This is a genomic window from Butyrivibrio sp. FCS014 (assembly GCF_000526935.1).
Taxonomy (GTDB): domain Bacteria; phylum Bacillota; class Clostridia; order Lachnospirales; family Lachnospiraceae; genus Butyrivibrio.
In genome coordinates, this window is the sequence record NZ_JAHA01000019.1 from 1,071,695 (window position 1) to 1,092,563 (window position 20,869).

The 20,869-nt window shown below is 45.5% G+C and carries 16 protein-coding genes and 1 pseudogene; all 17 read right to left on the bottom strand.

Annotated elements, in window-relative coordinates; translation table 11 throughout:
* Positions 1 to 55: 55 nt before the first annotated feature.
* The 17 genes and pseudogenes from T456_RS0117470 to T456_RS0117550 all read right to left on the bottom strand — a co-directional run bounded on the left by T456_RS0117470 (position 56) and on the right by T456_RS0117550 (position 20,866).
* Entirely contained in the window at positions 56 to 1,519 is a 1,464-nt protein-coding gene (locus T456_RS0117470; RefSeq protein WP_024867295.1) for a hypothetical protein, read from the bottom strand.
* Positions 1,520 to 1,535: 16 nt separating this feature from the next.
* On the bottom strand, positions 1,536 to 5,189 hold the full coding sequence (locus tag T456_RS21685) for a GH25 family lysozyme (protein ID WP_051465050.1): 3,654 nt from the start codon (positions 5,187 to 5,189) through the stop codon (positions 1,536 to 1,538).
* A gap of 118 nt (positions 5,190 to 5,307) precedes the next feature.
* The gene (locus tag T456_RS22645) at positions 5,308 to 5,568 is read right to left on the bottom strand and encodes a hypothetical protein (RefSeq protein ID WP_155838131.1); all 261 of its coding nucleotides are present in this window, start codon (positions 5,566 to 5,568) and stop codon (positions 5,308 to 5,310) included.
* Positions 5,569 to 5,597: 29 nt separating this feature from the next.
* The gene (locus T456_RS0117490; RefSeq protein WP_024867296.1) at positions 5,598 to 8,009 is read right to left on the bottom strand and encodes a YfhO family protein; all 2,412 of its coding nucleotides are present in this window, start codon (positions 8,007 to 8,009) and stop codon (positions 5,598 to 5,600) included.
* A gap of 15 nt (positions 8,010 to 8,024) precedes the next feature.
* Positions 8,025 to 8,219, bottom strand: a complete 195-nt coding sequence (locus T456_RS0117495; RefSeq protein WP_155838132.1) for a hypothetical protein — start codon at positions 8,217 to 8,219, stop codon at positions 8,025 to 8,027.
* A 144-nt stretch (positions 8,220 to 8,363) separates the two neighbouring features.
* Complete coding sequence (locus T456_RS23485) at positions 8,364 to 8,489, bottom strand: hypothetical protein (RefSeq protein WP_278246946.1); 126 nt, start codon at positions 8,487 to 8,489, stop codon at positions 8,364 to 8,366.
* A 32-nt stretch (positions 8,490 to 8,521) separates the two neighbouring features.
* Positions 8,522 to 8,690: pseudogene (locus T456_RS24180) on the bottom strand (IS200/IS605 family transposase); the annotation flags it as partial.
* A gap of 29 nt (positions 8,691 to 8,719) precedes the next feature.
* Positions 8,720 to 9,790 (bottom strand): hypothetical protein, encoded by a 1,071-nt coding sequence (locus T456_RS0117505; protein WP_024867298.1) that lies wholly within the window; start codon positions 9,788 to 9,790, stop codon positions 8,720 to 8,722.
* Between the two features lie 16 nt (positions 9,791 to 9,806).
* Positions 9,807 to 11,246 carry an MBOAT family O-acyltransferase gene (locus T456_RS20635; RefSeq protein ID WP_024867299.1) on the bottom strand — a complete coding sequence of 480 codons (1,440 nt, stop codon included), beginning with the start codon at positions 11,244 to 11,246 and terminating at the stop codon, positions 9,807 to 9,809.
* A gap of 22 nt (positions 11,247 to 11,268) precedes the next feature.
* Positions 11,269 to 12,330 (bottom strand): hypothetical protein, encoded by a 1,062-nt coding sequence (locus T456_RS0117515; RefSeq protein ID WP_024867300.1) that lies wholly within the window; start codon positions 12,328 to 12,330, stop codon positions 11,269 to 11,271.
* Between the two features lie 29 nt (positions 12,331 to 12,359).
* Complete coding sequence (locus T456_RS0117520) at positions 12,360 to 13,493, bottom strand: hypothetical protein (protein WP_024867301.1); 1,134 nt, start codon at positions 13,491 to 13,493, stop codon at positions 12,360 to 12,362.
* Between the two features lie 24 nt (positions 13,494 to 13,517).
* Positions 13,518 to 14,939: an MBOAT family O-acyltransferase gene (locus T456_RS0117525; RefSeq protein WP_024867302.1), complete on the bottom strand. Its 1,422-nt coding sequence runs from the start codon at positions 14,937 to 14,939 to the stop codon at positions 13,518 to 13,520.
* A 51-nt stretch (positions 14,940 to 14,990) separates the two neighbouring features.
* Positions 14,991 to 16,430, bottom strand: coding sequence for an SGNH/GDSL hydrolase family protein (locus T456_RS0117530; protein ID WP_024867303.1), 1,440 nt, complete (start codon positions 16,428 to 16,430; stop codon positions 14,991 to 14,993).
* Positions 16,431 to 16,441: 11 nt separating this feature from the next.
* A complete protein-coding gene (locus T456_RS0117535; protein ID WP_024867304.1) occupies positions 16,442 to 17,920 on the bottom strand; it encodes an MBOAT family O-acyltransferase in 1,479 nt (492 codons plus the stop codon).
* Between the two features lie 53 nt (positions 17,921 to 17,973).
* Positions 17,974 to 18,819, bottom strand: a complete 846-nt coding sequence (locus tag T456_RS0117540) for a LicD family protein (RefSeq protein WP_024867305.1) — start codon at positions 18,817 to 18,819, stop codon at positions 17,974 to 17,976.
* 8 nt (positions 18,820 to 18,827) lie between these two features.
* Positions 18,828 to 19,616: a hypothetical protein gene (locus T456_RS0117545; protein ID WP_024867306.1), complete on the bottom strand. Its 789-nt coding sequence runs from the start codon at positions 19,614 to 19,616 to the stop codon at positions 18,828 to 18,830.
* A 23-nt stretch (positions 19,617 to 19,639) separates the two neighbouring features.
* Positions 19,640 to 20,866 carry a DUF6077 domain-containing protein gene (locus T456_RS0117550; protein ID WP_024867307.1) on the bottom strand — a complete coding sequence of 409 codons (1,227 nt, stop codon included), beginning with the start codon at positions 20,864 to 20,866 and terminating at the stop codon, positions 19,640 to 19,642.
* Positions 20,867 to 20,869 lie beyond the last annotated feature (3 nt).

The window sequence follows — 20,869 nt, forward strand, 5'->3', positions numbered from 1 at the left end:
ATAGTTTAACTAACATAGTATAGCACAAGAAAGAGTCAAGTAGAAGAGACCCATGCTATAGCACATATATCTGCCCTGGGGGAAGATCATGGAACCTGTGATAAAGCAGTTCACAACGATCCCCGCCATGACAACAAAGCCCATGACAAGCACGAACCTGCCAAAGGTCCGCCGCCCCCTCGGGAATTCCTCTGCCACGAAGATTCCTTATTCCCGTCCATATCATCAGCGCCAGGAAAATGCCGTAGATTATCAGAGAAACCGGTATCAGCACCTTGGGATAGACATTGGCGTTGGAGATCACAAAGGCCTTCAGGACATTTCCCCAGAATACGTAGGCTATGCCCCTATCCTGCCCGCTTGTGATCTTGTGAAAAGTCTCCTTAAGAAGAGTCCGGAAAAGAGCCTTCTCCACCTTGTTCTCCATGATTTGAGCATGAACTTCATCAAGTTCCGGGAAGGTGCGGGCCACGTACCTGTCCCCTGCGGGAAGCACCACATCAAAGCCTATGACATCGTAGGATAGGGCATAGTGCTCAACCATGGCTGTCCAGTCGCTGTTAAAGATCGTGGACTTTTCTTTTAACTCATAGCCGGGTGCGGAATCGATAGTGAGCCCCTGCTCTATGCACTCACCATAGATCTCATCGTAGAGAGCGGTGATGCCGGGATACTCCTCTTCCAGCGGGGAAAAGAGCTCTCTATCCTCAGGAAGTGCTGTGTAAAGCACAGTATTAAGACCGCCCTTGCTGTCTCCAACATGGCCGGTAAACACGCCCCTTAAGGCATAGTTATAAGTTCTGTCAATTAAATTGATTGCTGTAAAAGAGATGAGGATCGCAAGCAGCACAAGAAGAAACTTCTTGAGAGAGCGATACCTCTTTACAAAAAGATAGAGGACAAAAGCGCAGCCGCCCCAGATGATCAGGGTGATAAGCATCTGCTTGCGGACACTTGCAATAAGAAAGCCCATGAGTGCAAGGCGCACAAAGGCATTTTTGTCGTAATCGATGAAACTCTCGATGAGAGTGATGTTAAACAGGATAAAAAGCGGCATGGCGATGGATTCCGTCATGATGGACTCGGAATACATAGAGCCCCTGCCTGCAACGAACCTGTTCAAGGCCGCCACCGCTATCTGGGAAAAGACAGCGATGAAACCTAAAGTGATGGCTCTTTTCCCGGAGAGGGACTTTGCGGCATGCCTGTAAACAAAGCGGCCCAGGGCATAGGTTGAGATCACCCAGAGGATGCTCTGGATGATCACTGCTACGAAGAGGTAGCGCTCCTGGCCGTAGAGGGGGGCTGTAAAGCCGAGTTTATTGCAGATGCCACGAAGGCACCAGAGAAACAGCGGGTACAGCGGCTCCCTTACGAAGGTCATATCTGTGTAGCTGGGACTGTCAACGCACCACACCGGTCCGTCAAGAATCGCCAGTCCCAGGAAAAAAGCTGCAGAAATCCCGAAGGCGCCTATGCTGAAAGCCACTCCTTCTCTTTTCTGATCATTACTTGCCATAGCCCCTCCTAAAAGGTTAATTGTAGGAGATATTCATATCTACATTGCCGGAAATGCCGGAAATTTTGCCCTTTGAGGTGTACTGCCACATGTCGTATCTGGTGGCGTTGTAGGTAACCGAAGCTGCGTACTGGGCAAGCCAGATCTTGTAGTTGGTAAGAGATCCGGTATTGATGTGGCTGGTAAACCAGGTCTTGTTGGCGTAAACGCCGGCTCTGTAGCCTGCATTCTGAACGGTTCCGCAGAATGCTTTGATGTTGGCGGTTCTCTGGCTTGCGGAGATCTTGTCGCCGCGGCCTCCGCTGCCCTCTACGTCAAGGTAGATGGGATAGCTCAGGCCATAGCCCCGCACCAGACTTATTGCCATGGAGGCCTCTTCTACGGCTTCCACCTCATTCACCGCCTGTGTAAAGAAATATACGCCGACTTTGAGGCCTGCTGCTGTTGCGCCCTGGATATTGGACCTGAACTTGGGATCCTCGATGAGGGCACCTGCGGAAGAGCCTCTGTAGCCGCATCTTATGATAACGAAATTAACACCGGAATTCTTGACCTGAGCCCAGTTAATGCTGCCGTTCCACTTGCTGACGTCTATACCCATGACACCTGAGGATGAGGACAGCACGCCGTCTCCGTTAAAAGAGTACTTGGCTCCCTGGATGACCTGCTCGCCGGTCACATAGTTTCCGTTCTTGTCGTAGTAATAAGTGTTTCCGTTTATGGTCCACCAGCCGTATCTTGTGCCGGTGTTCTCCTTGTTCTCCTTACGAAGGTAAAGAGTCTTCTTGCCGTAGTAGTCGTCGTAGGTAGCTTCTCTCCAGCTGCCGTCGTCATTCTTGACGTAGACGATGTTGCCGTTCTTATCCTTAAGGACTGTCTTGTTGGACTCAACAACAACCTCTACTGTAGCGTCGGCATACTTGTCAGCGGAAACAGTGATGGTTGCGCTTCCTGCACCGACACCTGTAACCTTGCCATCCTTGTCCACTGTGGCAACAGAGTCCTTGGAGGACTTGAAAGTAATCTTTTCAGGACCCTTGGCTGTGATCTTGGAGGATCCGCCAACCTTCAGGGTAAGCTTTGTGGCGTTGAGCTCCATCTTGAGCTTGTCGCCCTCAGCTACCTTAACGGTTACTTTGCCGTCGTTGTAGTCATCGGCCTTGAGAGTGATGGTAGCTGTACCTGCTGCAACAGCAGTAACTGTGCCATCTTCTGCAACGGTTGCGATCTTGGCATCGGAAGATTCGTACTTCACCTTGGAAGGTGCCTCTGTAAGAGCGATCTTCTCCTTGTCACCGATCTTGAGGGCAAGCTCTGCCTTTGTTATCTTGAAGGTCTTCTTCTCTACAGCTGCAGTATCTACATGGACGCTGACCGTAGCATCTTTATACTTGTCTGCGGTGATGGTAATGGTTGCATCACCGGCTTTAACTGCCTTTACTTTGCCGCCGGATACTGTGGCTACTGCTTCATTGGAAGACTTGAATGAAGGGCTTGAAGGGCCTGTTACTGTAATGGTAGCCTCCTCACCTTCCTTGATGGTGATGGAGGAAGGGGATACCTGCATATCCTTTATCTCTTCAACGGGAGGTGTGGTACCGCCTTCGCCGGCGCCTGACCCGCTGCCTGAGCCGGTATTTCCGCCGGAACCGCTATCTGTTCCGCCGCCTTCACCTGTATTGCCGGAGCCGGAGCCATCGCCTGAACCACCGGTATTTCCGCCGGAGCCGCTGTCTGTTCCGCCGCCTTCACCGGTATTACCGGAACCTGAACCATCGCCTGTGTTTCCGGAACCACTCTCACCGGTATTGCCCGAGCCACTTTCGCCGGTATTTCCGCCGGAGCTGCCTTCACCGGTGTTGTCCGAACCGCCTTCTGTTCTGCCAAGATAAGTCCTGTTTGCAACTACCTTGGTCCTTGCTGCGGTGTATATGTTTGTTCCCGTTGCAGCCTTACCTGTGGTGTAAGGAGCAGGGATATCGTTTCTGTTGATCTCTTCGTACTTGTACTTCTCCTGACTGCCTGATGAAGTGTTCTGATTACTCTCAACCCATTCAACAGTGTCTGTAAGCTGGGATTCAACAACAGTCTTCTCTGCTGTATCCTCAACTGCTGCGTTGATCTGGGATTCCTTCTTGATCTCGTCGCTGACATCAACAGCCTTCATCTCTACCTGATCCTTAACGGTAAGGGTCTGGGTAGAAGTATCAAGCTTGTAGTTCTCATACTCGGATCCAAGAGCCCTGGGTGTGATCTTGTACTTGCCGGCAGTTATGTCCTTCTTATAAATGATTCCGTCCTTGTCGTGGTCATCATAAGTAATCTTTGTTCCGTCGGGAGTCACAACATCAATCTCAAAATGAACATTGCTGATGAGCTTCTTAGTCTCGGAGTTGATGAACTTGACCTTCATGTCGCTCTTGATTGAGGTGAGGGTCACCTTGATGTTTATAGTCTTGTTCTCCTCTACAACTTCTTCCTCAATCTGCTCTTCGGTAAGTTCCTCTTCCGCAACAAGACCTGCTGCCAGAGCCTTGGCCTTCTGGGCATCAGCCATTGCAATAAGTCCGCTCTGACCCACAACTGTGGTTTCATTAAGTGACTGTCCGATTTCAACAAAAGAATCTATCTCATTCTTCCTGTCCATGGCCTTGGAATAATAATTGGCCATAACAATACCACCTGCCACGAGAAGCACTGCCACAAACATGGCGATACGCTCCACTGCGCCGGTGTTCTTGAAAAAGTCTACAATCTTGCCCCCGGCAACTGCCAAAGGATTGGGTCCGGAGTGTCTTCGAGAGCTGCGGCCTGAGCGATTGTCACGGCCTGAATGGCTGCCGCGGCTTGAACGTCCGGCTTCACGTGATCCGCGTCCTGCGCCGTAGGCTGCTGCGTAGCGGTCGTCTTCATCATCCTCGTAGTAACGGTCGTCCTCGTCAGGATAATCCTCTTCATCGTATTCCCTGTCGAACTCCTCGTCCTCGGGGTAGTCATCGTCTTCGTCCGCGTAGCCCTCGTCATCACCGCCGTACTCACGCTCGAATTCATCATCGCGGTAGTCGTCGTCATCATCGTCTTCGTCGTACTCGCGGTCGAGGTCTTCTACATCGTCGGAGTTTGCTCGGTAGTTGTCATCTTCATCAGGATAATCTTCATCCTCATAGTACTCATCATCCGAGTATGAATCATCCTCAGATAAATCATCATTCTCCGAAGACTCCGCTTCATTTTCTTCGATAGCCTCACGACTTCTCTCGAATGCTGCTACGTGAATGATATTGGAAGCGTTATCTGAAGCGACGTCCTCGCGCTCCATGGCCTCATCCACATCGTCCTTATCCCATGCTGCAGTATCTGCGTAATCATCTACATCTTCCGCATTCCAGGACTCAGTCTCGATGAAGGGTTCTTCTTCGTCAGAATTGCCTTCATCGGAATAGCCTTCGTCAGCGTTGTCATCGCCGTAATCCGCATCGTCTGCGTAATCCTCATCTTCATAATCTTCGTCGGCGTAGTCATCATCCGCGTAATCTTCCTCGGAATAGTCCTCGTCTGCGTAATCTGCGTCGTCGTTGCGATAGTAATCATCGCGTCTGTAATTTTCCTGTCTCTTTGCAGGACGTCTCCTGCGTGTTTTTCTGTTAAAAATTCCTAATCCTTTTTTCATACCTCTTCATCCCCATACCAACATCTTGTGGTAAACAGACTTTAACCACTATATCTCATAGTAGATTGTAGCATTTATCCATAGCACTGGCAAATCGCTGCTACTTTTAGGCGTATTTTCACATCTTATAAAACAAGGAGTCGGACAAGCGACTCCTTGTAAAGGTCATATAATATGTATGGACAGCCTTTGTATTGCCGGCTTCATTCTTTGTAACTATATTCATAAGTGTAAGTCCCTCACCGATGTCATAAAGATCAGTTTCTCGCTCTGAAGCAGTGTATTTATTCATCATCCGACGTGTCGCCTTTAATAAATGCCATGATTCATCATCCACATTGACTGAATCCGCAGTCATCCTGACTTTTTCAATAGCCATGCTTCAAAATCCATTTAATGATTAGAGATTCAAAAGTCATTATCTTTATGGTTAAAAACCATGAGTAACGATAGCGTGATAAGGATAAATGCGCTAATAAATGAGGAGAGCACACCGAGGGTGAGACCCTGCAGATGGTAAGTGGCCTTGATTTGGTGTTCTCCTGCTTCGAGCTCGAGGAGCGTAAGACCACCGCTTTTGATGGCTTTTGTCTCTTTTCCGTCTACTGTGATTTTAAAACCCTCGTCATAGGGAATTGAAAAATAAACAAGAGATCTTGTGTCGTAATCGGATATAGCACTGAAACCACTGCTGTTTCTTTCAAAACTTTTGAGAGCCATGGCGGTGTTTTTTTCTGTGGCTCTTTTGATGCAGGGATTTAAAAACAGTGCATCCCCTTCGCTATATTTTATATCTTCATCTATGATGTTCAGTATGTCGTCTGAAGAAAGGACAGGAACAATATCCGAAAGGGATTCAATTTCCTCATCTTCGACGACAGAGGCATACAGTAGGGCAATACCTCTCTTTTCCACGGGAAGTTCCATGAGGGAACTCTTAGAGATAATGGCGCTTGTCCTGTAACCTATGGGGCAGGCGTTCATTTCGTAAACATCCCATTTCTTACCGTCCACCGTAAAGATGTCTTCGAGTTTTTTCCCCTCCGAATAAATGTAGTCGGGGTAGCGCTCCGTGGTGTTGGTCTCGGAGAGCATGAGATACCTTCCTCCGAGGAGCTCGGGGAGTCCAGCGGTAAAGCCTTTGTTAGCCCTTCGGCTCACATCCCAGTAGCCAAAGAGCTCATCGAATTCAATGATGGAATTGCTGGTGGTGGAGGAGTATCCGGACAGACCCGCGGCATTCTCCTGCCTGTTATAGAGTATGATGGGATTTTTGTAATTACGGAACCTGTAGGCCTCGCCCGGATCCGGCATCATAGCCCCCGCTCTGTAGATGTTCACATACTCATCCTTGGTGATATAGGCGTTCCGCCTGTAAATGTACTCTGTAAAGCCAAGAGTGATCATGCTGCATAGCATTATTCCTGAGATGATAACAAGGGCAAAGCCTTTTGCCATCTTCTTTTGAACAGTAGCATTCTTGCTGTTTCTGAGTAAGTCAGTGACAAGAACTGCACCTGTGCAAACGAGGGAAAATAGCACCATCACCACAAATCTACCTTTGTGAAATACAAGACTCTGGCCTTCTTCATCCCTAACAAACCAGATTGCTGTGGCAATCACTGTGATGAAGGCAGCCTGTATTAGGGCTGAGAGTCTTATGTTGTAGTTCCTAGCATCCTCGAGCACAATCGCCGACATTGCAGCCATAAGGAGTATGAGAAAGTACCACCACCTGGAGTAGATTATGGTAAACAGCAGGAACACGCCGTTTCCAATGGGGATAAAGGACATCGCAAAGAGACAGATCACAAGCGAAGAGAGTCTGTCCCTATTCTTTATAAGATATGCAATAACAAATACCATTCCCACAAAGGGCAGATAGCAGGAGGTCGATGTCCACACCCGATTCAGAAGAGCTGTTTCATCCAGCATTATATCCCCAGGGAGGAATATCCCTTTTAAGATGTATATAATGGTCTTAAAGTCGTATAGGTAAAGGTTGGAGTCGATGCCGCGGTCTGCCCTCTCATTTCCCATGATGTAGATGATGCTGGGTATAAATACTATGCCAGAAAGGCCGACACCAAGGCTGCCAAAGGTCGCTGTTACGAGCGTCCTTTTGAGGAAGTCCGATATTTTTTCCCTGTTCATAAAGACGAAGTAAATCACGGCCGCCACCACGCTCTGGATGAAGAACACATAGTTAGCGAGACAGTTGATGGCAACTGAGAAAGAGAAAAAGATCCCTGCTTTTGTGAGATTCCTTTTACTGTCAGCTCTTATGATATCGTCAAGACTTATCAGCATCAGGGGAAAAATGGCTGTAACGTCGTGGAATATAAAAAAAACTATGTTGGTGCACTGGAACCCTGAAAAAGCGTAGAGCAGAGCCCCCGCCATGGCAGCCTGCTCGGTCCTCGTGAATCTCCTTATAAAGAACAAGGAGGTGTAGCAGGCGACAATATACTTGAGAAGCACGGCAACTGAGACAATATAGGGTATAAATGCCCTGGGAACAAGGAATATGAGGTAGCTAAAGATGCTCCCCAGACCATAGTAGCCGTAGGCATAGAACATGGGAGTGCCAAGATCGAATCTCCAGTAGTAAGTGTTAAAGCCGTGTTCGAATGCATCTCTGAAATTGAATAGAAAAGGAAGCATCTGCTCGTCGAAGTCGTTGGAAATAAAATAGAATCCCTTGCCCATAATGGTTGGATACAGTATGGGGACAATAGCCGTTATAAAACACAGTAGGAGAAAAAGATATTTATTCTTTCCCGATAGAGGCATTGAAATTTCTTTTTTTGAAGTGCTCATATATTCTTCCTTGTACTATTCATGGGATATGGAAACAGTATTGAGGTCAAAAAACTTGGCGTAGGAGACATTGACAGGGGCATCCGGATCTTCAGAGAGTCCCATTCCGTACATGCTCCTGTTGTATATGGCTACCCTCAGAGTACTGCTGACAAATTTGTCAATTACGTCTTTTACAGCGCCCTCGTAAGCGTAATTGTCCTCGCACAAATAAGCATATCCCGTTCCAAGTGCAACGGATACAATACAGAATGCAGATGTGAGCAAGCAAATGACAACACGGAGATTTTTTTTTTATCTTCAAGGCGATTTCTCCGGAGACTATTACGTTTAGACTTTGAAGATTATACATTTTTATAGGTTATAATTCAATGGCAGGAAGGAAAAAGCCGCAAACACAGCTGTAGGATCTACCTGCTTGAAGCGATAGCAGTCTTCAAGTATACGCTGGAATATCTGCTCAAAAAGATCTGTATCCATAAATCTTCTTGTGTAGTTCTTTCCAATTGTTGTATCAAAAGTGTGCTCTTTCTCTTTAGGCCCATACGAAGCTTGGTGCCCTAATGCTCGGCGAAATACTTGCTAGCATATGCATATAATCTGGGCAAGTCTTCTCCTGAACTTAGGTATAAATACTATGTGGTACTTACACTCCCATTTAGAGTGTGATAAACTATTCATGTCTTTTGGAGCTTACCTGATTCCCCGTATTATTTTCCCAATTCCTGCACAAGACCACCAATCACTTCATCAACATTATCCGCAGTCACTATTGTACCAAAGGGTACAACTGTCGCCACACTACACGCCTCTGAAACTGAGTTCATACGCTCATTGTCATTTCCAAACAGCACCTTCTCCATCTCCCGCCCAACGTAGGGCCTAAAATGCGATGCATCGAAATAATACATTGCCTCCCTTGTATACGCATTTAATCCGGAAAAGCAATAGTAATCTGTTACTGACGCGAGATCTGTCAAGAAATCCAAGTACCCGTTATCAACTCCCTGTCTATATGTACTTTCCAAAACAGGACTCGTGATCACAAGAAGCTCAATTCCATTCTCATCGCAAAACTCCTTCAACCGGCGCACTGACTCAACTGAAGTCGATGCCTCCGTATACTCTAGTGATCTCTCTGGCTCAAACATATTGGTCGGGCTACCTATTGCCATATCTGTGTTAGCCTCACCAACGCCATATTCATAGAATAAGGATTTCTTCAACAACACTTCACTTCCTTCTTCAGCCAGATCATTCTCAATCACCGCAGGCAACAACTTTAAGAGTGGTTTTTGCTTGATGTATGCATAATAAAACTTTAGCGGGTTCTCCTCGTAGGTCTGATAAGTAGCAAATATAAGATCACCTGTGCCCTCAAAAGCATTTCTCCACATAGAAATCTCATCCACAAGAATAACCAGCTCTTCAATCTTCACTCCATTATCCAGAAAAGTCCTTACCGTCTGATAGTTTTCCTCCGGACATCCCATAGCGTAAGTCATGTTATACCAATGAAGTTTCTGTCCTTCCGGCCCCATCTTCGGGAGTCCGTCTAATGGCAAATTTCCTGCTCTGGAAGACCCCAAAACAAATGCATTAAACCTATCCTTATTATTCAAAACATACTTTGTCTTAATAAAGTTTTGATTTGGTGTTACATAAGTAAGTCTGATATTGTCTACATGGAACACGTTATATGCATCAATATAAATGCTAGCCCCCAAATAGATAAACGCAGGTATAATAAAAAGACAAAGCTTAGCCAATAGTTTCTTCATAATCTTTGCATCCCAATCAGAATCTGTTATATATAAACTCTCCGCTGTTCTCCGCGCTAAAAAACAAAATCAAAAGAGCAAGTGCAAAATAGCCCCCCCACCTAATCACTGGTTTCTTGCTCTTTATTAACTTAAGCCCTGAGTTCCTATACGTAGTCCCACTAATACCCAAATATCCAACTAAAAAAACAAGGCTTAGTGCCAAATTAAATCCATGTGGCACCATCAAAACTCTATTGACAGCAATACCATCAGCCACAATCATAGCCATTTCCGAAGGAATTCGTCCAAATGACACAATAGTATCAGCCACCTCATGAAGGCTGTCGGATGCAAATATGATCCACCCGAAGGTTACAATAACGTAGGTCCAGAAAATCCGTAGCCATCTCCTTGGAGTACTCACAATGACATTCTTCCCGATTCCCAAAATATTCTCAATGCACAGACAAATGCCATGATACAATCCCCATACAATCCATGTAATACCTGCTCCATGCCATAGCCCGCTTACCGCAAAAGTGATCAAAGTATTCAAATTCTTGCGGAGCGCGCCAACTCTACCACCGCCTAGGGGAATATAAACAAAATCCCTTAACCAACTACTCAACGAGATATGCCATCTCCTCCAAAACTCGCCAATGGATACAGACAGATACGGATGATCAAAGTTTTTCCCCAACTCATACCCAAGAGCATTCGCACATCCTATCACAATGTCGGAATAACCTGAGAAATCAAGATACAGCTGAAAAGAATACAGAAGCGCCGCCAGCAGCAAGGCCATTCCATATTTCTCTCCTTCAGCACCTCTTACTGCCTGAATGTATGTGGCCAAATTATCCGCGATCACCAGTTTCTTTAAAAGTCCCCATCCCATAAGCCTTAGCCCATCTGTGATCTCATCATAATCGAACACCTTATACTCCCCAAATTGTGGAAGAAGCTTTTCAGCTCTGGCAATTGGTCCACTAGACACACATGGAAAAAAACTAACGAAAAGCAATACAATCAGCGGATTCCTTTCAGCACTTAAAGTACCTTTGTACACTCCATGCGTATACGTCACCGCTTGAAGTGTAAAGAATGAAAGTCCAAGTGGAATGATCAATTCTTCTGTAGGTACATCAAATAAATCTGTCCGAAGTCCCACAAGCCTGTAAACAAGTAGAGGAAGCAATTCAAGTCCTGCAAATGCAAGAATTATCGACTTTTTATAAGAGTGGCATCTGCCCAGAACGATCCCTGAAACATAACTTATCACCCCGATTGTTATAGGAAAAAGAATGAACCGCAGGTTGGACCAGCAGTAAAAAACGATACTTGCTCCCAAAAGAAGGATATTAGAAATAAAGGTACAGAAGGATTTGTTTTCATTCCAAATCCTCCGTACCATATTTACGGTCAAAAATATAGCAAAAAAGAAAGTCACAAATAGCTTAGTATAAACCGGCATTACCCGTCCCCCAACAGCTTTATCACTCCGGATAAATAACCCTTATAAAATGATCCGCCATAAACGCATTACAGTCCGCATTAACATGTATATTATCCAATAACCAGCTGGAGCTGTTATCCTCATGAATGGTTCCATAGTAATTGTCCACAAAAGACACACCGGTAGCCCCTGACACATCGATCATAAACTGCAGATATGTAGTGAGCCTTCCGTTTCCGAAATCGAACCTGTCACCACTTACCAATGATCCGTCAGAGCCGTAAGCATAACACATCGGGAATGACATGCACACGATCCTTATGAAGGGATACTTCTCCTGGATCATCTTGATTCCTGCATTCAGCGCACCGCTGTATGTCACAGGATCCGAGTCATCATCAGGATTCATACCGATACGAAGGCTGATATAATCCTGCGCATCGTAGAAAACAACCAGAGTATCAACTGTGCTCATATCAAGAGCAGCCAGTGCCTCGGCATTCTTATCATATGTGGAATCCTCAAACTGCGTTGACGCTTGCACAAGCTCGCTGCAATCACCATTCACTATGCACTTGGCGACGTTATAGAAGCTGAAAGCATCGATAGGTTCACTTCCGCTTGCATCCTTAAGCGCCACAGTAGAAGCCGGGAATCCGGCATTGATCACGTTAGCGCCAAGCTTCTTCTCCACCTGCTGCGCAAATCCATTCTCGTCCTTGTAATAAGTCAGGATATCATTTCCCAGAAAAAGAATCGTCTCCTTCCCGTCATCCTCGTGAAGAGCCTTCTTGTCCTCCGGCAACAGGAATATCTGATCCAGCACCTCGACTTCAAAGCTCTCTCCTGTAACGCCCTCAGTCTTGGCAGTTCCCATGTTCCAGCGGATCAGCTTGTATGCAGAGAAGATCACAACTGCCGCAATGACCGCCAAAAGTACTATATACACCCAGGAAGGAATACCGTTCCGGTCATCTCTTCCGCCTTTGGCCCCCGCCCTACGTCCTTCACGCCTGTCATCTTCTTCGAATTCCTCACCCTGCTCGTCGAAGTCAATTTCTTCTTCAAACAGTTCATCTCTCTCGTCTCTATCTTTACTCATTACACATGTCCTTCCTTTTCATATCCATTTCACCAATCCTGCGACAGCAGCTCATCGTAGTCAAATCCTTCCACAATTCCCCGCATCTTCCTAAGATTCTCCGCCATCTCCTCCGATGAGTGAACCTCATATTCACCGTTCTTAAAGCATTCTACCATAAATCTGTTGATGTCGGGTTTGTAATGGGAATAATCCGCATAGTTATTGAGGTCCGTGACCTCTTCCATCGTCTGGAAATAGAACAAATGCACATTGTCATACTTCAGAAGCTCATCCGCCACATACTGATACTGCGCATAAGCCGCTTCATAGAAGCCCTCCTGCTGTAGATTGTGCCAATACAAAATGCTATAGGGCGGGAAAAAGAAGTAAAACTGCGTCTCCGGGTGCTGCTCCACAAACGGCAGTATATTCTCCTTCAGATTCTCCTCCGTAGCCGGAAGCACATCATCCTTCCCGTAAGTCACCGGTGACTTCTCCGGTTCTTCATAGGTATGCATAACCCACTGTATGTTGTAGTAATCCGGTGTCCACCAGCTGAAGTATATCTCCGACAAATCTGAGCCCTTTCGCTGAATCAACGGCCGCATGATATACTGCAGGATCACGTCCTTATTCAGCACATAATTCACATCGTTGAGCACATTGTTATCGTACAAATATCCCGGGAGCGGGTACTTGGTCTCCATGGTATCCGCCGTCATTGTGGGAATATCCAGAGCAAAAAACACAGCTCCCATAGGATTTATCCGCCTTGCTCTCGTGTTCTCATCAAACACTATCGACAGAATATTGTAATCATCCCTTGGATACGCCCCGCTATAACTTAGCTTCAAGGTATCATACCCCAGAATATCCCTGAAATCATCTGTATCAAAGTTAACTGTCATGGAGGACCCGATGATACATCCATTGTAGGTCATATTTTCGGCCATTCCGGGATTCTGACTCAGCTGATTGTCTACAATGTACGGAAATCCCGGGAGCGGAGCATGATAATGGAAAAATGGATCCACATACACCACCAGTGCTGCCAATACCCCGAGCACCACCAGTACTCCCCCAATCAGTCCAACAAATAACCTCTTGTATCTGTGAGTACCTTTGCTATCAGCCTCTTCAATATTCACTTGCAAATCCGGATTCATCAGATTCTCACTCATTTACACTTCTATCCCAATCAATTCTTAGAAATTCATATACAGGAAGGTGCTCACTCCAGCAAAGCTCACCACCGACCACACCAGTAATATTCCGGTCAAAAGAGCCGTCTTCACTCCTATACGCTCCTTCTCTGCCTTTTCTATGGCATTCGGAGCAAAGAATACAACTATAGCCGCAAACACCACGAACAGCCACAGGCAGATATCCCATGCAAAGTTCAGCTTCATTATCGGTGTCACCTTTATCACATACCAAAGCTCATCCAGCATGAAGCAAGATGATAATGCCGATGCAATAGACTTTCGTCCTCCCGTGAACATGCGCCCGATAAGCGCCAGCGCATCCCCTATTGTATTTGCTCTGAAGAATATCCAAGCCATGGTCACATAAATGAACGTAATGGCCACCTTCACAGCCTTAGGCAGAGTCAAAGGATGGTCTTTCATCATCCTCGTCACAACATACAATACTCCGTGCAGCGCGCCCCACACAATGAACGTCCATCCGTTCCCGTGCCATAGACCGCTCACCAGGAATACCACCAGAAGGTTAATGTACATCCTCGCCATCCCCTTGCGGTTACCTCCAAGAGGAATATAAATATACTTTGTAAAAAACTTTGTCAGAGTAATATGCCATCTCTTCCAAAAGTCTATGATATTCTGTGCCTTATAAGGTGAATTGAAATTAAGCGGCAGCTCAAATCCCATCATCTTGCAAACACCTGCTGCCATATCACAGTATCCGCTAAAATCAAAGTACAGCTGAAACGAATAGAACACAGCAACCAGCACAGCCTCAAGACTACCTAGTGTAGGGATATTGTCAAATCCCCAGTTTACAGCTTTTCCGAAGGTATCCGCCAGTATCACCTTCTTAAACAGTCCCATGGAAAAGAGATATAATCCCCGCAGAAGAACCTCATAGTCAACCTGCGCCTTCAAAGACTTCTCAAATTCATTATCATAATCAGAGTACTGCATCAGCGGCCCCTGAAGGAGTTTCGGGAAGAACAGAATATACGATAGATATCCGGGAAGATCAAACTCCTCAATCTCTCCCCTATATAAATCCACCAGATAGGAAATCTGATTAAACGTATAGAAGCTGATGGCCACAGGGAAGAACACACCATTGAACTTAAAGGCCAGAAGCCAGATTACATTGACCGCCACCGCAATTGCAACAAGGACCTTTCCATGATCTGCTCCTCTCCTACTTACAAGCAGCCATGCGAGTATCCCGTTCACCACGATACTCATCAGCAGTGCCAGAAGGTTCTTCCATCCGAAAGGTGCATAAAAAAGAAGGGAGCCACCGGCCACTAAGGCCTTGCACAACCCCCTCATCTTAGGATCGTCATATGAAACTTTCCTGACTGCAAAGAACACTATCAGAAAAACAGGCAAAAATGCCAGCATAAAAACATAAGAGTTAAATAACATCAGATATCTATCCTCTCATAAAGGTCAATTCGCACCTTGATGGCCGTATTACTACTCCTCCAAGTTGGTATGCTCAACTTCAACACCTTTGTATATGTCAACATACATGTTATCGATCACATAGCCGCATTTCTCATCAAAAACCAATATACTTATCCCGTTGTACTCAGGTGTATAGTCCTGTTCTCCAACAATTATGTGAGGGAATTCCTCATTCTCTGTCTTGAAAAAATTGAAATCCACACCGCCTATCTCAGAATATTTCTTAAAATTAGACGCACCATCTGAATAGTCTTCAAAAAAACCATTCCGAATGATCCAAACTCCGCCCTTTTCATAGCTTTCCTGGTCTATACCAAGCTCAGTGATGTATGGCATATAAATATCATCACCCAGAGCCCTGTAATTGCCATTAAGGGCAATTACCACCGTATAGTCATCAGCCATGTTCCGAAGGCACTCCAGGTATTCCTGCAACCCACTTATTTTATGTAGAACATACATTGCCTTCCTGTCCTCAAGATAAGTCAGGTGCTTATCCCACATCTCATACCCTTTGCATCCTCGCCTATCAGGAATATCATAGTTACTAACCAAAATCTCTCCCAGTGCCCTGGTGACCTTAGATGCGCCCTCATCATTGAGGTGCCCGTCATCCCTAAAGTCCCGTGAGAAATCGATATTATACTTCTGATAATCTCTGATAAAATCTATATATTTGCACTCCTTTGCCTCAACATAGTCCCTGATAGCATTCTGCTTGGCCTGTTCATCACTACTAGCGAGATAAGGGGCCGCAAAGAACACCGGTTCGACATCATTCTGTCTGCACGAAGAGATTATGTCATCAATATTCCGTAAAGTCACTTCACTTAACAAAGCTTTTTCGTCGGTAAACTCTATCGGCTCAATAGGGACTGTCTGGTCGCTTCCGCGGTATCCCATTATATACTCTTCCCATGCACCAAAGTCCTTAGGTTCCAGTTCCTTGTACCTCGAATGTACTATAGGCATCCTGAGCAGCATGTCTTCGACCATTTCCCTGTCAAGATCATTTTCTCCTGCTACTCGCATTGTGTAGTCAACATATCTTGTCGAGAACCTTGAAGTAAGTGCTGACCTGTAATATGACGCCAGACTGAATTCCTCCCCAGGCAAAAGATACGTTTCAATCAACGCTACCTTTGGTTTGTTGACAGCAATTGCCTCTCTTACAAAATAGGCTGTTCCGTCTCCCTCCTGACTTCCTGCAGTAAGAGAATAGCTGGCTACTCCATTCTCTTCCCAGAGGATTCCATTGTTCACAGTGCAGGCCGCATGAGAACTGCCAAAGACAATCACATCAATAGGAACCTTAGTACTGTAGAAGTTGTCCATTCCGCCGCCACTTCCCACGTTCTTGTACCTGAGAACGTTGTAAAGTCCAGATACTGCAAGGCTTAGAAAAAGACAAAATACAATTATCTCAATTAAAAAACGATTCTTTTTCATACCCCTGCTCCCTAGAACTGAAAATAGATAAACTGCTTGGAATCAAAGCCTGGTCCATACTCGCCGAAAACTATCACCATGAGCACGATCAACAGGACAAAGAATATTCTAAATACCACAAATTGTCCTGAGAGCCATGCATCAATTGCAAGCCCCCTACGCGCCCGTATAAAATCAACCAAAAGCAGAAGCAGAAGTGCTGAGACAAGTATCCACATCTCTTGAACATCAAGACCGTAACTATAAATCTTATCAGATGAAAGCAGATAAAAGTCTGGCTTGTTGAATAGCCTGTATATGAAATCTCTTGCCTGCCCAAAGGAATCCGATCTAAAGAATATCCATGCGAAGTCTGCAATCACAGTTACAACTGCCGCCCTGCATATCATGAAGCCAAAAGAGCTCCTGTTTATTTCATATTTCTCTTCAAATCTATGGACAAGGGGCCTAAAAAGTCCCTCTAAGACTTGAATCACGCCGTGTACAAGTCCCCAGAAGACAAAAGTCCAATTAGCTCCATGCCATAAACCGCTCAGAGTAAATACTATCAGCACATTGAGATACTTTCTGGCCTTCCCCCGCCTGTTACCTCCAAGGGGTATATACACATAATCCCTGAACCACGAAGACAGCGAAATATGCCATCGCCTCCAAAAATCAGTTATGGAAGTAGCAAAATACGGAGCATTAAAGTTCTCCATAAGCTTTACTCCCATAACCCGTGCCGCACCTATGGCAATAATAGAATAACTTCCAAAGTCACAGTATATCTGTATGCCAAACCCAAAGAAAGCCATAATTAATCCAACAGCCCCATAGAGATTGACATTATCGTAAACATTGTCAATGATAATAGCAATCCTATCCGCAATCACCAGCTTCATGAACATTCCCCAGCACATTAGGATGAGACCATCCCTTATCTGCTCCCAGTCCACAAGTTCTTTTCTCGAAACCGTGTCATACCGTTTTATCTGGCAAAGGAGATTTCCGCTTCTCTCGATAGGTCCCGCCACCAGCTGCGGAAAGAAAGACACAAACAAAGCGTAGGTTATAAAGTTGTGCTCCGCCTTCGTATCACCCCTGTAGCAGTCTATGGTGTATCCCAACGCTTGAAATGTGTAAAAGGAGATTCCTACAGGAAGGAGCACATCCAGATATCTCGGAGTTCTACCCGTTATGAGGCTCACCGTATCGAGGGTGAAATTAAAATACTTAAAGAAGAAAAGGATGCCAAGATTAAGAGCAATGCAGAAAAACATCACCAGCTTTCTTTTGCCCACATCCACTATTTTTTCTATAAGTATAGCGCTGAAATAAGTAATCATTGTCGATCCTAAGATCAACACAATATATTTTGCCTCCCAGCACATGTAAAAGAAATAGCTGCAAGCCAGAAGCCAAAGCCTCCTTAATTTAGCAGGTATCAACCACAATATAAGTACTACTATGGGAAAAAACAACAAAAAATCAATACTGTTAAATAACATCGTAATAATCCACTTTTCTAATAGTTTGCAAACAGGAAGCCTTCTTAGTGAAGCTACATCAAATCATACACATGTTGAGGCCACTGCTTATCCTCAGGAGGAAAGGACATATAGTCGTCTCCATATACGAAAGAAAACCACCTGTCATACAGCTTTGGCACGGGGAATTCCCTTCCACGAATAATTCCTGTATCATAGCCATTTAAAACACAAGGCCCAAAGAACGTCAGTCCCCAGTACTTCGGATTCATCTGCTCATTGGACACAAACACAGTCGGAAGCCCCGCCCCTTCAGTCATCTCAAGCGCTCCGCCTTCAACCTGTACTTTTTTATACCATGCAGCAATCTTCTTAAAAGGCACCATCTTTCCAACTGAAGACAGCACAAAGGCCACCGCCTTCATCGCCCCCTTAAAGTGCCCGTAATTAACATATGGCCTGTGTCCCAGCGCCAGAGCATAAAGAGCTTTAAGCTTCATCAGTTGAAAGTTGCTCTTCTTGATATCATAGACAAACAGATCCATGGTGGGATGAAGAAATCTCCCATCATAAAAATCATCCGCCCCGAAATTGGTGGCGGCATAAGTAACATCAGTATTGGCAATCTTCACCATGAAATCATAGAAGGTAGTGTAATCCTCCGGCCGCATAAGTTTCAGATGTTCCGGAGCTTCTTTCTCAAACACTTCAAGGAACCGCTCATACTCAGCTCTTACAAAACCTATATCCACGTCATCATCCCAGGGAATAAAATCCTTGTGCCTTACAGCTCCAAGAAAAGTTCCGCCGTGAAGATTATATTTTATATCATATTTGCGGCAGATCCGGTCCACCTCGCAGAGCATGTCGAAGTTGGCATCATGGATCCGCTCCATATATTTTGAGGTTTTCTCATCCATGACTTAAATCACCCCTGCTCAATAACTTCAGGATCCGCATAGATGTAATAGCCGTCAACCGTATCAATCAACTTAAGTCCCAATGTTGTAAGGGATTTATCAATTCTTCTGTCCACTGACAGAACAATATAACTGCATTTGGTCTGCCTCGTTGCCTCAAGAAGTGCCTCCGCATCAATAACCTCGGGCTTTTCCATAACTTCATATACCACGTTGTAATAATCCCACTGAGTTGCCACCATCTCCCTGCCGTAGGGCATAAGGATATCGGTGTCATACTGTCTTACAAAATGCACCAGTTCCGAAGGGAAGGCTGCGCGAACCCTTGGCTCGCCTTCCGCAGGTGCGATCACATCGCAGATATTTATTACATGCTGTGGAATATGATAAGCATTCTCAGCAACCGTGACATACTGATTGAGATATACCAAAGAACCCGAAAGCACCAAAGCCGCAAGAACAGCAACGCCCGCGACTCTCTGCCACTTCCTCTTGCCAAAGCTCACAGCAAATCTGCAGCCAGCATAGCCGATCACCACATACATCGGGACAAGCCACAAGAGCCTATAGTAGGTATCGCTTCCCTCATCAAAGGCAGCCACATACACGATCTTTGTAACAGGCAAAAGGAATCCCGCCATCATCACAATGGGTAGAATTCCAAGCAGTATTTTTCTTTTCAGGTCCTTCTCCGTAACAGTCAGATAAACAGCCGACGCTATCAGAAGGATAGGAAGAAACGGGTTCCCAAAGTACAGTTTAAAAGCAACCCAGCACTCCATAAAGATTCCATACATAACTTATCTTCCTTCTCATCAACTTATAGTGAGAAATACACAGCCAAATAGGCCAGGTTTGGCAGGATACAAACAAAGGCTCCCACCAGCACTGTCCATCTCTTTGAGAAGAACAGCAATATCAATGTAAAAAGAGCTATCAGCGCACTTCCGAATATAACTCCCATGGAACTGCAAACTCCCGAAAACATATTTATCAGCCACAGAATAACCCAGGGAGCAATCTTCTCTCTCTTAGCAGACAATCTCTGGTATCTTGCCACATCCTCAGCAACTGAGGTTCGCTTCATAAGAGCACTGTCCTTGTTATCAAACACCAACGCCCTGGCCCCGGTTTTGATATCCTCAAACATCCACAGGAACATCCACAGGATCATGGGGAATACAAGATTTGCCACCAGTGCCTTTCCCTGCCAGGTCCTCATAAGGAAGAACGTGGCCGGTGTGTATATAGAAACATTTCCAAACATCATCAGAACAGCAATAAACACCATAAATACCGGGATCACATGCTGACGTCTTCTGAACAGCACCCTTCCGATCTCCACATAAACCAGATATACAAGGGGTATGAAGAACAGAGGTATTATGCTGTGGGACAGAATAGTTGCATGAATGCCACTTCTCTTAGCCACATATCCTATCCACATGGTAATAACCGCCAGCGCATGACGAATATCCAGCGATGTACTTGTGCCCGTGTAAGGAAGTATCGTGTTCATAACTCCGGCCTGCTGAGCCAGGAGGGACTCAACAACGTAATAGGCATCATCACCGTCAAAGCTTGCCATCACCACGCTCATAACCATCTGGAAGATCATAATTACAAAGAATATTCCCCAGTAAATGAGACTTTCCCTGGAATAATCCAGTTTGAACATAAGCGGATCAGATCTTGGACTCATAAGATCCTGAGCCTGGGCATGAGCCTCACCGGGGAACAGCGTAAGAAAGCTCTTCTCCCCTTTAAAAAGAAGCATTCCGGCCCTGATAGCCCCCGCAAGAGCAAAGAGCAGTGATGCCACCATAAAGTACCTGCAGCAGTAAGCGAAGGCATCATAAACAATCCTGGTCATACAGGCTATGGCCACCACCTCAAATACGGCCATATACATCAGAAATCCCAGGATGAAGGTGATTCCCGCCGTTCTTCTTGGTCTTGGCAATATGAAGTTGAAGGCAAGTCCGATGAGAAATGGCACAAGAATAAGCCACAGCACCAGACTAAGCGCCGACAAAACTATATTCATCTG

Coding starts and splice junctions, on each gene's coding strand:
- T456_RS0117535 (WP_024867304.1), bottom strand. CDS start 17,920: ATGTTATTTAACAGTATTGATTTTTTGTTGTTTTTTCCCATAGTAGTA.
- T456_RS20635 (WP_024867299.1), bottom strand. CDS start 11,246: ATGCCGGTTTATACTAAGCTATTTGTGACTTTCTTTTTTGCTATATTT.
- T456_RS0117520 (WP_024867301.1), bottom strand. CDS start 13,493: ATGAGTGAGAATCTGATGAATCCGGATTTGCAAGTGAATATTGAAGAG.
- T456_RS0117470 (WP_024867295.1), bottom strand. CDS start 1,519: ATGGCAAGTAATGATCAGAAAAGAGAAGGAGTGGCTTTCAGCATAGGC.
- T456_RS0117490 (WP_024867296.1), bottom strand. CDS start 8,009: ATGAGCACTTCAAAAAAAGAAATTTCAATGCCTCTATCGGGAAAGAAT.
- T456_RS0117525 (WP_024867302.1), bottom strand. CDS start 14,939: ATGTTATTTAACTCTTATGTTTTTATGCTGGCATTTTTGCCTGTTTTT.
- T456_RS22645 (WP_155838131.1), bottom strand. CDS start 5,568: ATGGCTATTGAAAAAGTCAGGATGACTGCGGATTCAGTCAATGTGGAT.
- T456_RS0117540 (WP_024867305.1), bottom strand. CDS start 18,819: ATGGATGAGAAAACCTCAAAATATATGGAGCGGATCCATGATGCCAAC.
- T456_RS0117545 (WP_024867306.1), bottom strand. CDS start 19,616: ATGTATGGAATCTTTATGGAGTGCTGGGTTGCTTTTAAACTGTACTTT.
- T456_RS0117515 (WP_024867300.1), bottom strand. CDS start 12,330: ATGAGTAAAGATAGAGACGAGAGAGATGAACTGTTTGAAGAAGAAATT.
- T456_RS0117550 (WP_024867307.1), bottom strand. CDS start 20,866: ATGAATATAGTTTTGTCGGCGCTTAGTCTGGTGCTGTGGCTTATTCTT.
- T456_RS0117505 (WP_024867298.1), bottom strand. CDS start 9,790: ATGAAGAAACTATTGGCTAAGCTTTGTCTTTTTATTATACCTGCGTTT.
- T456_RS23485 (WP_278246946.1), bottom strand. CDS start 8,489: ATGGATACAGATCTTTTTGAGCAGATATTCCAGCGTATACTTGAAGAC.
- T456_RS0117530 (WP_024867303.1), bottom strand. CDS start 16,430: ATGAAAAAGAATCGTTTTTTAATTGAGATAATTGTATTTTGTCTTTTT.
- T456_RS21685 (WP_051465050.1), bottom strand. CDS start 5,189: ATGAAAAAAGGATTAGGAATTTTTAACAGAAAAACACGCAGGAGACGT.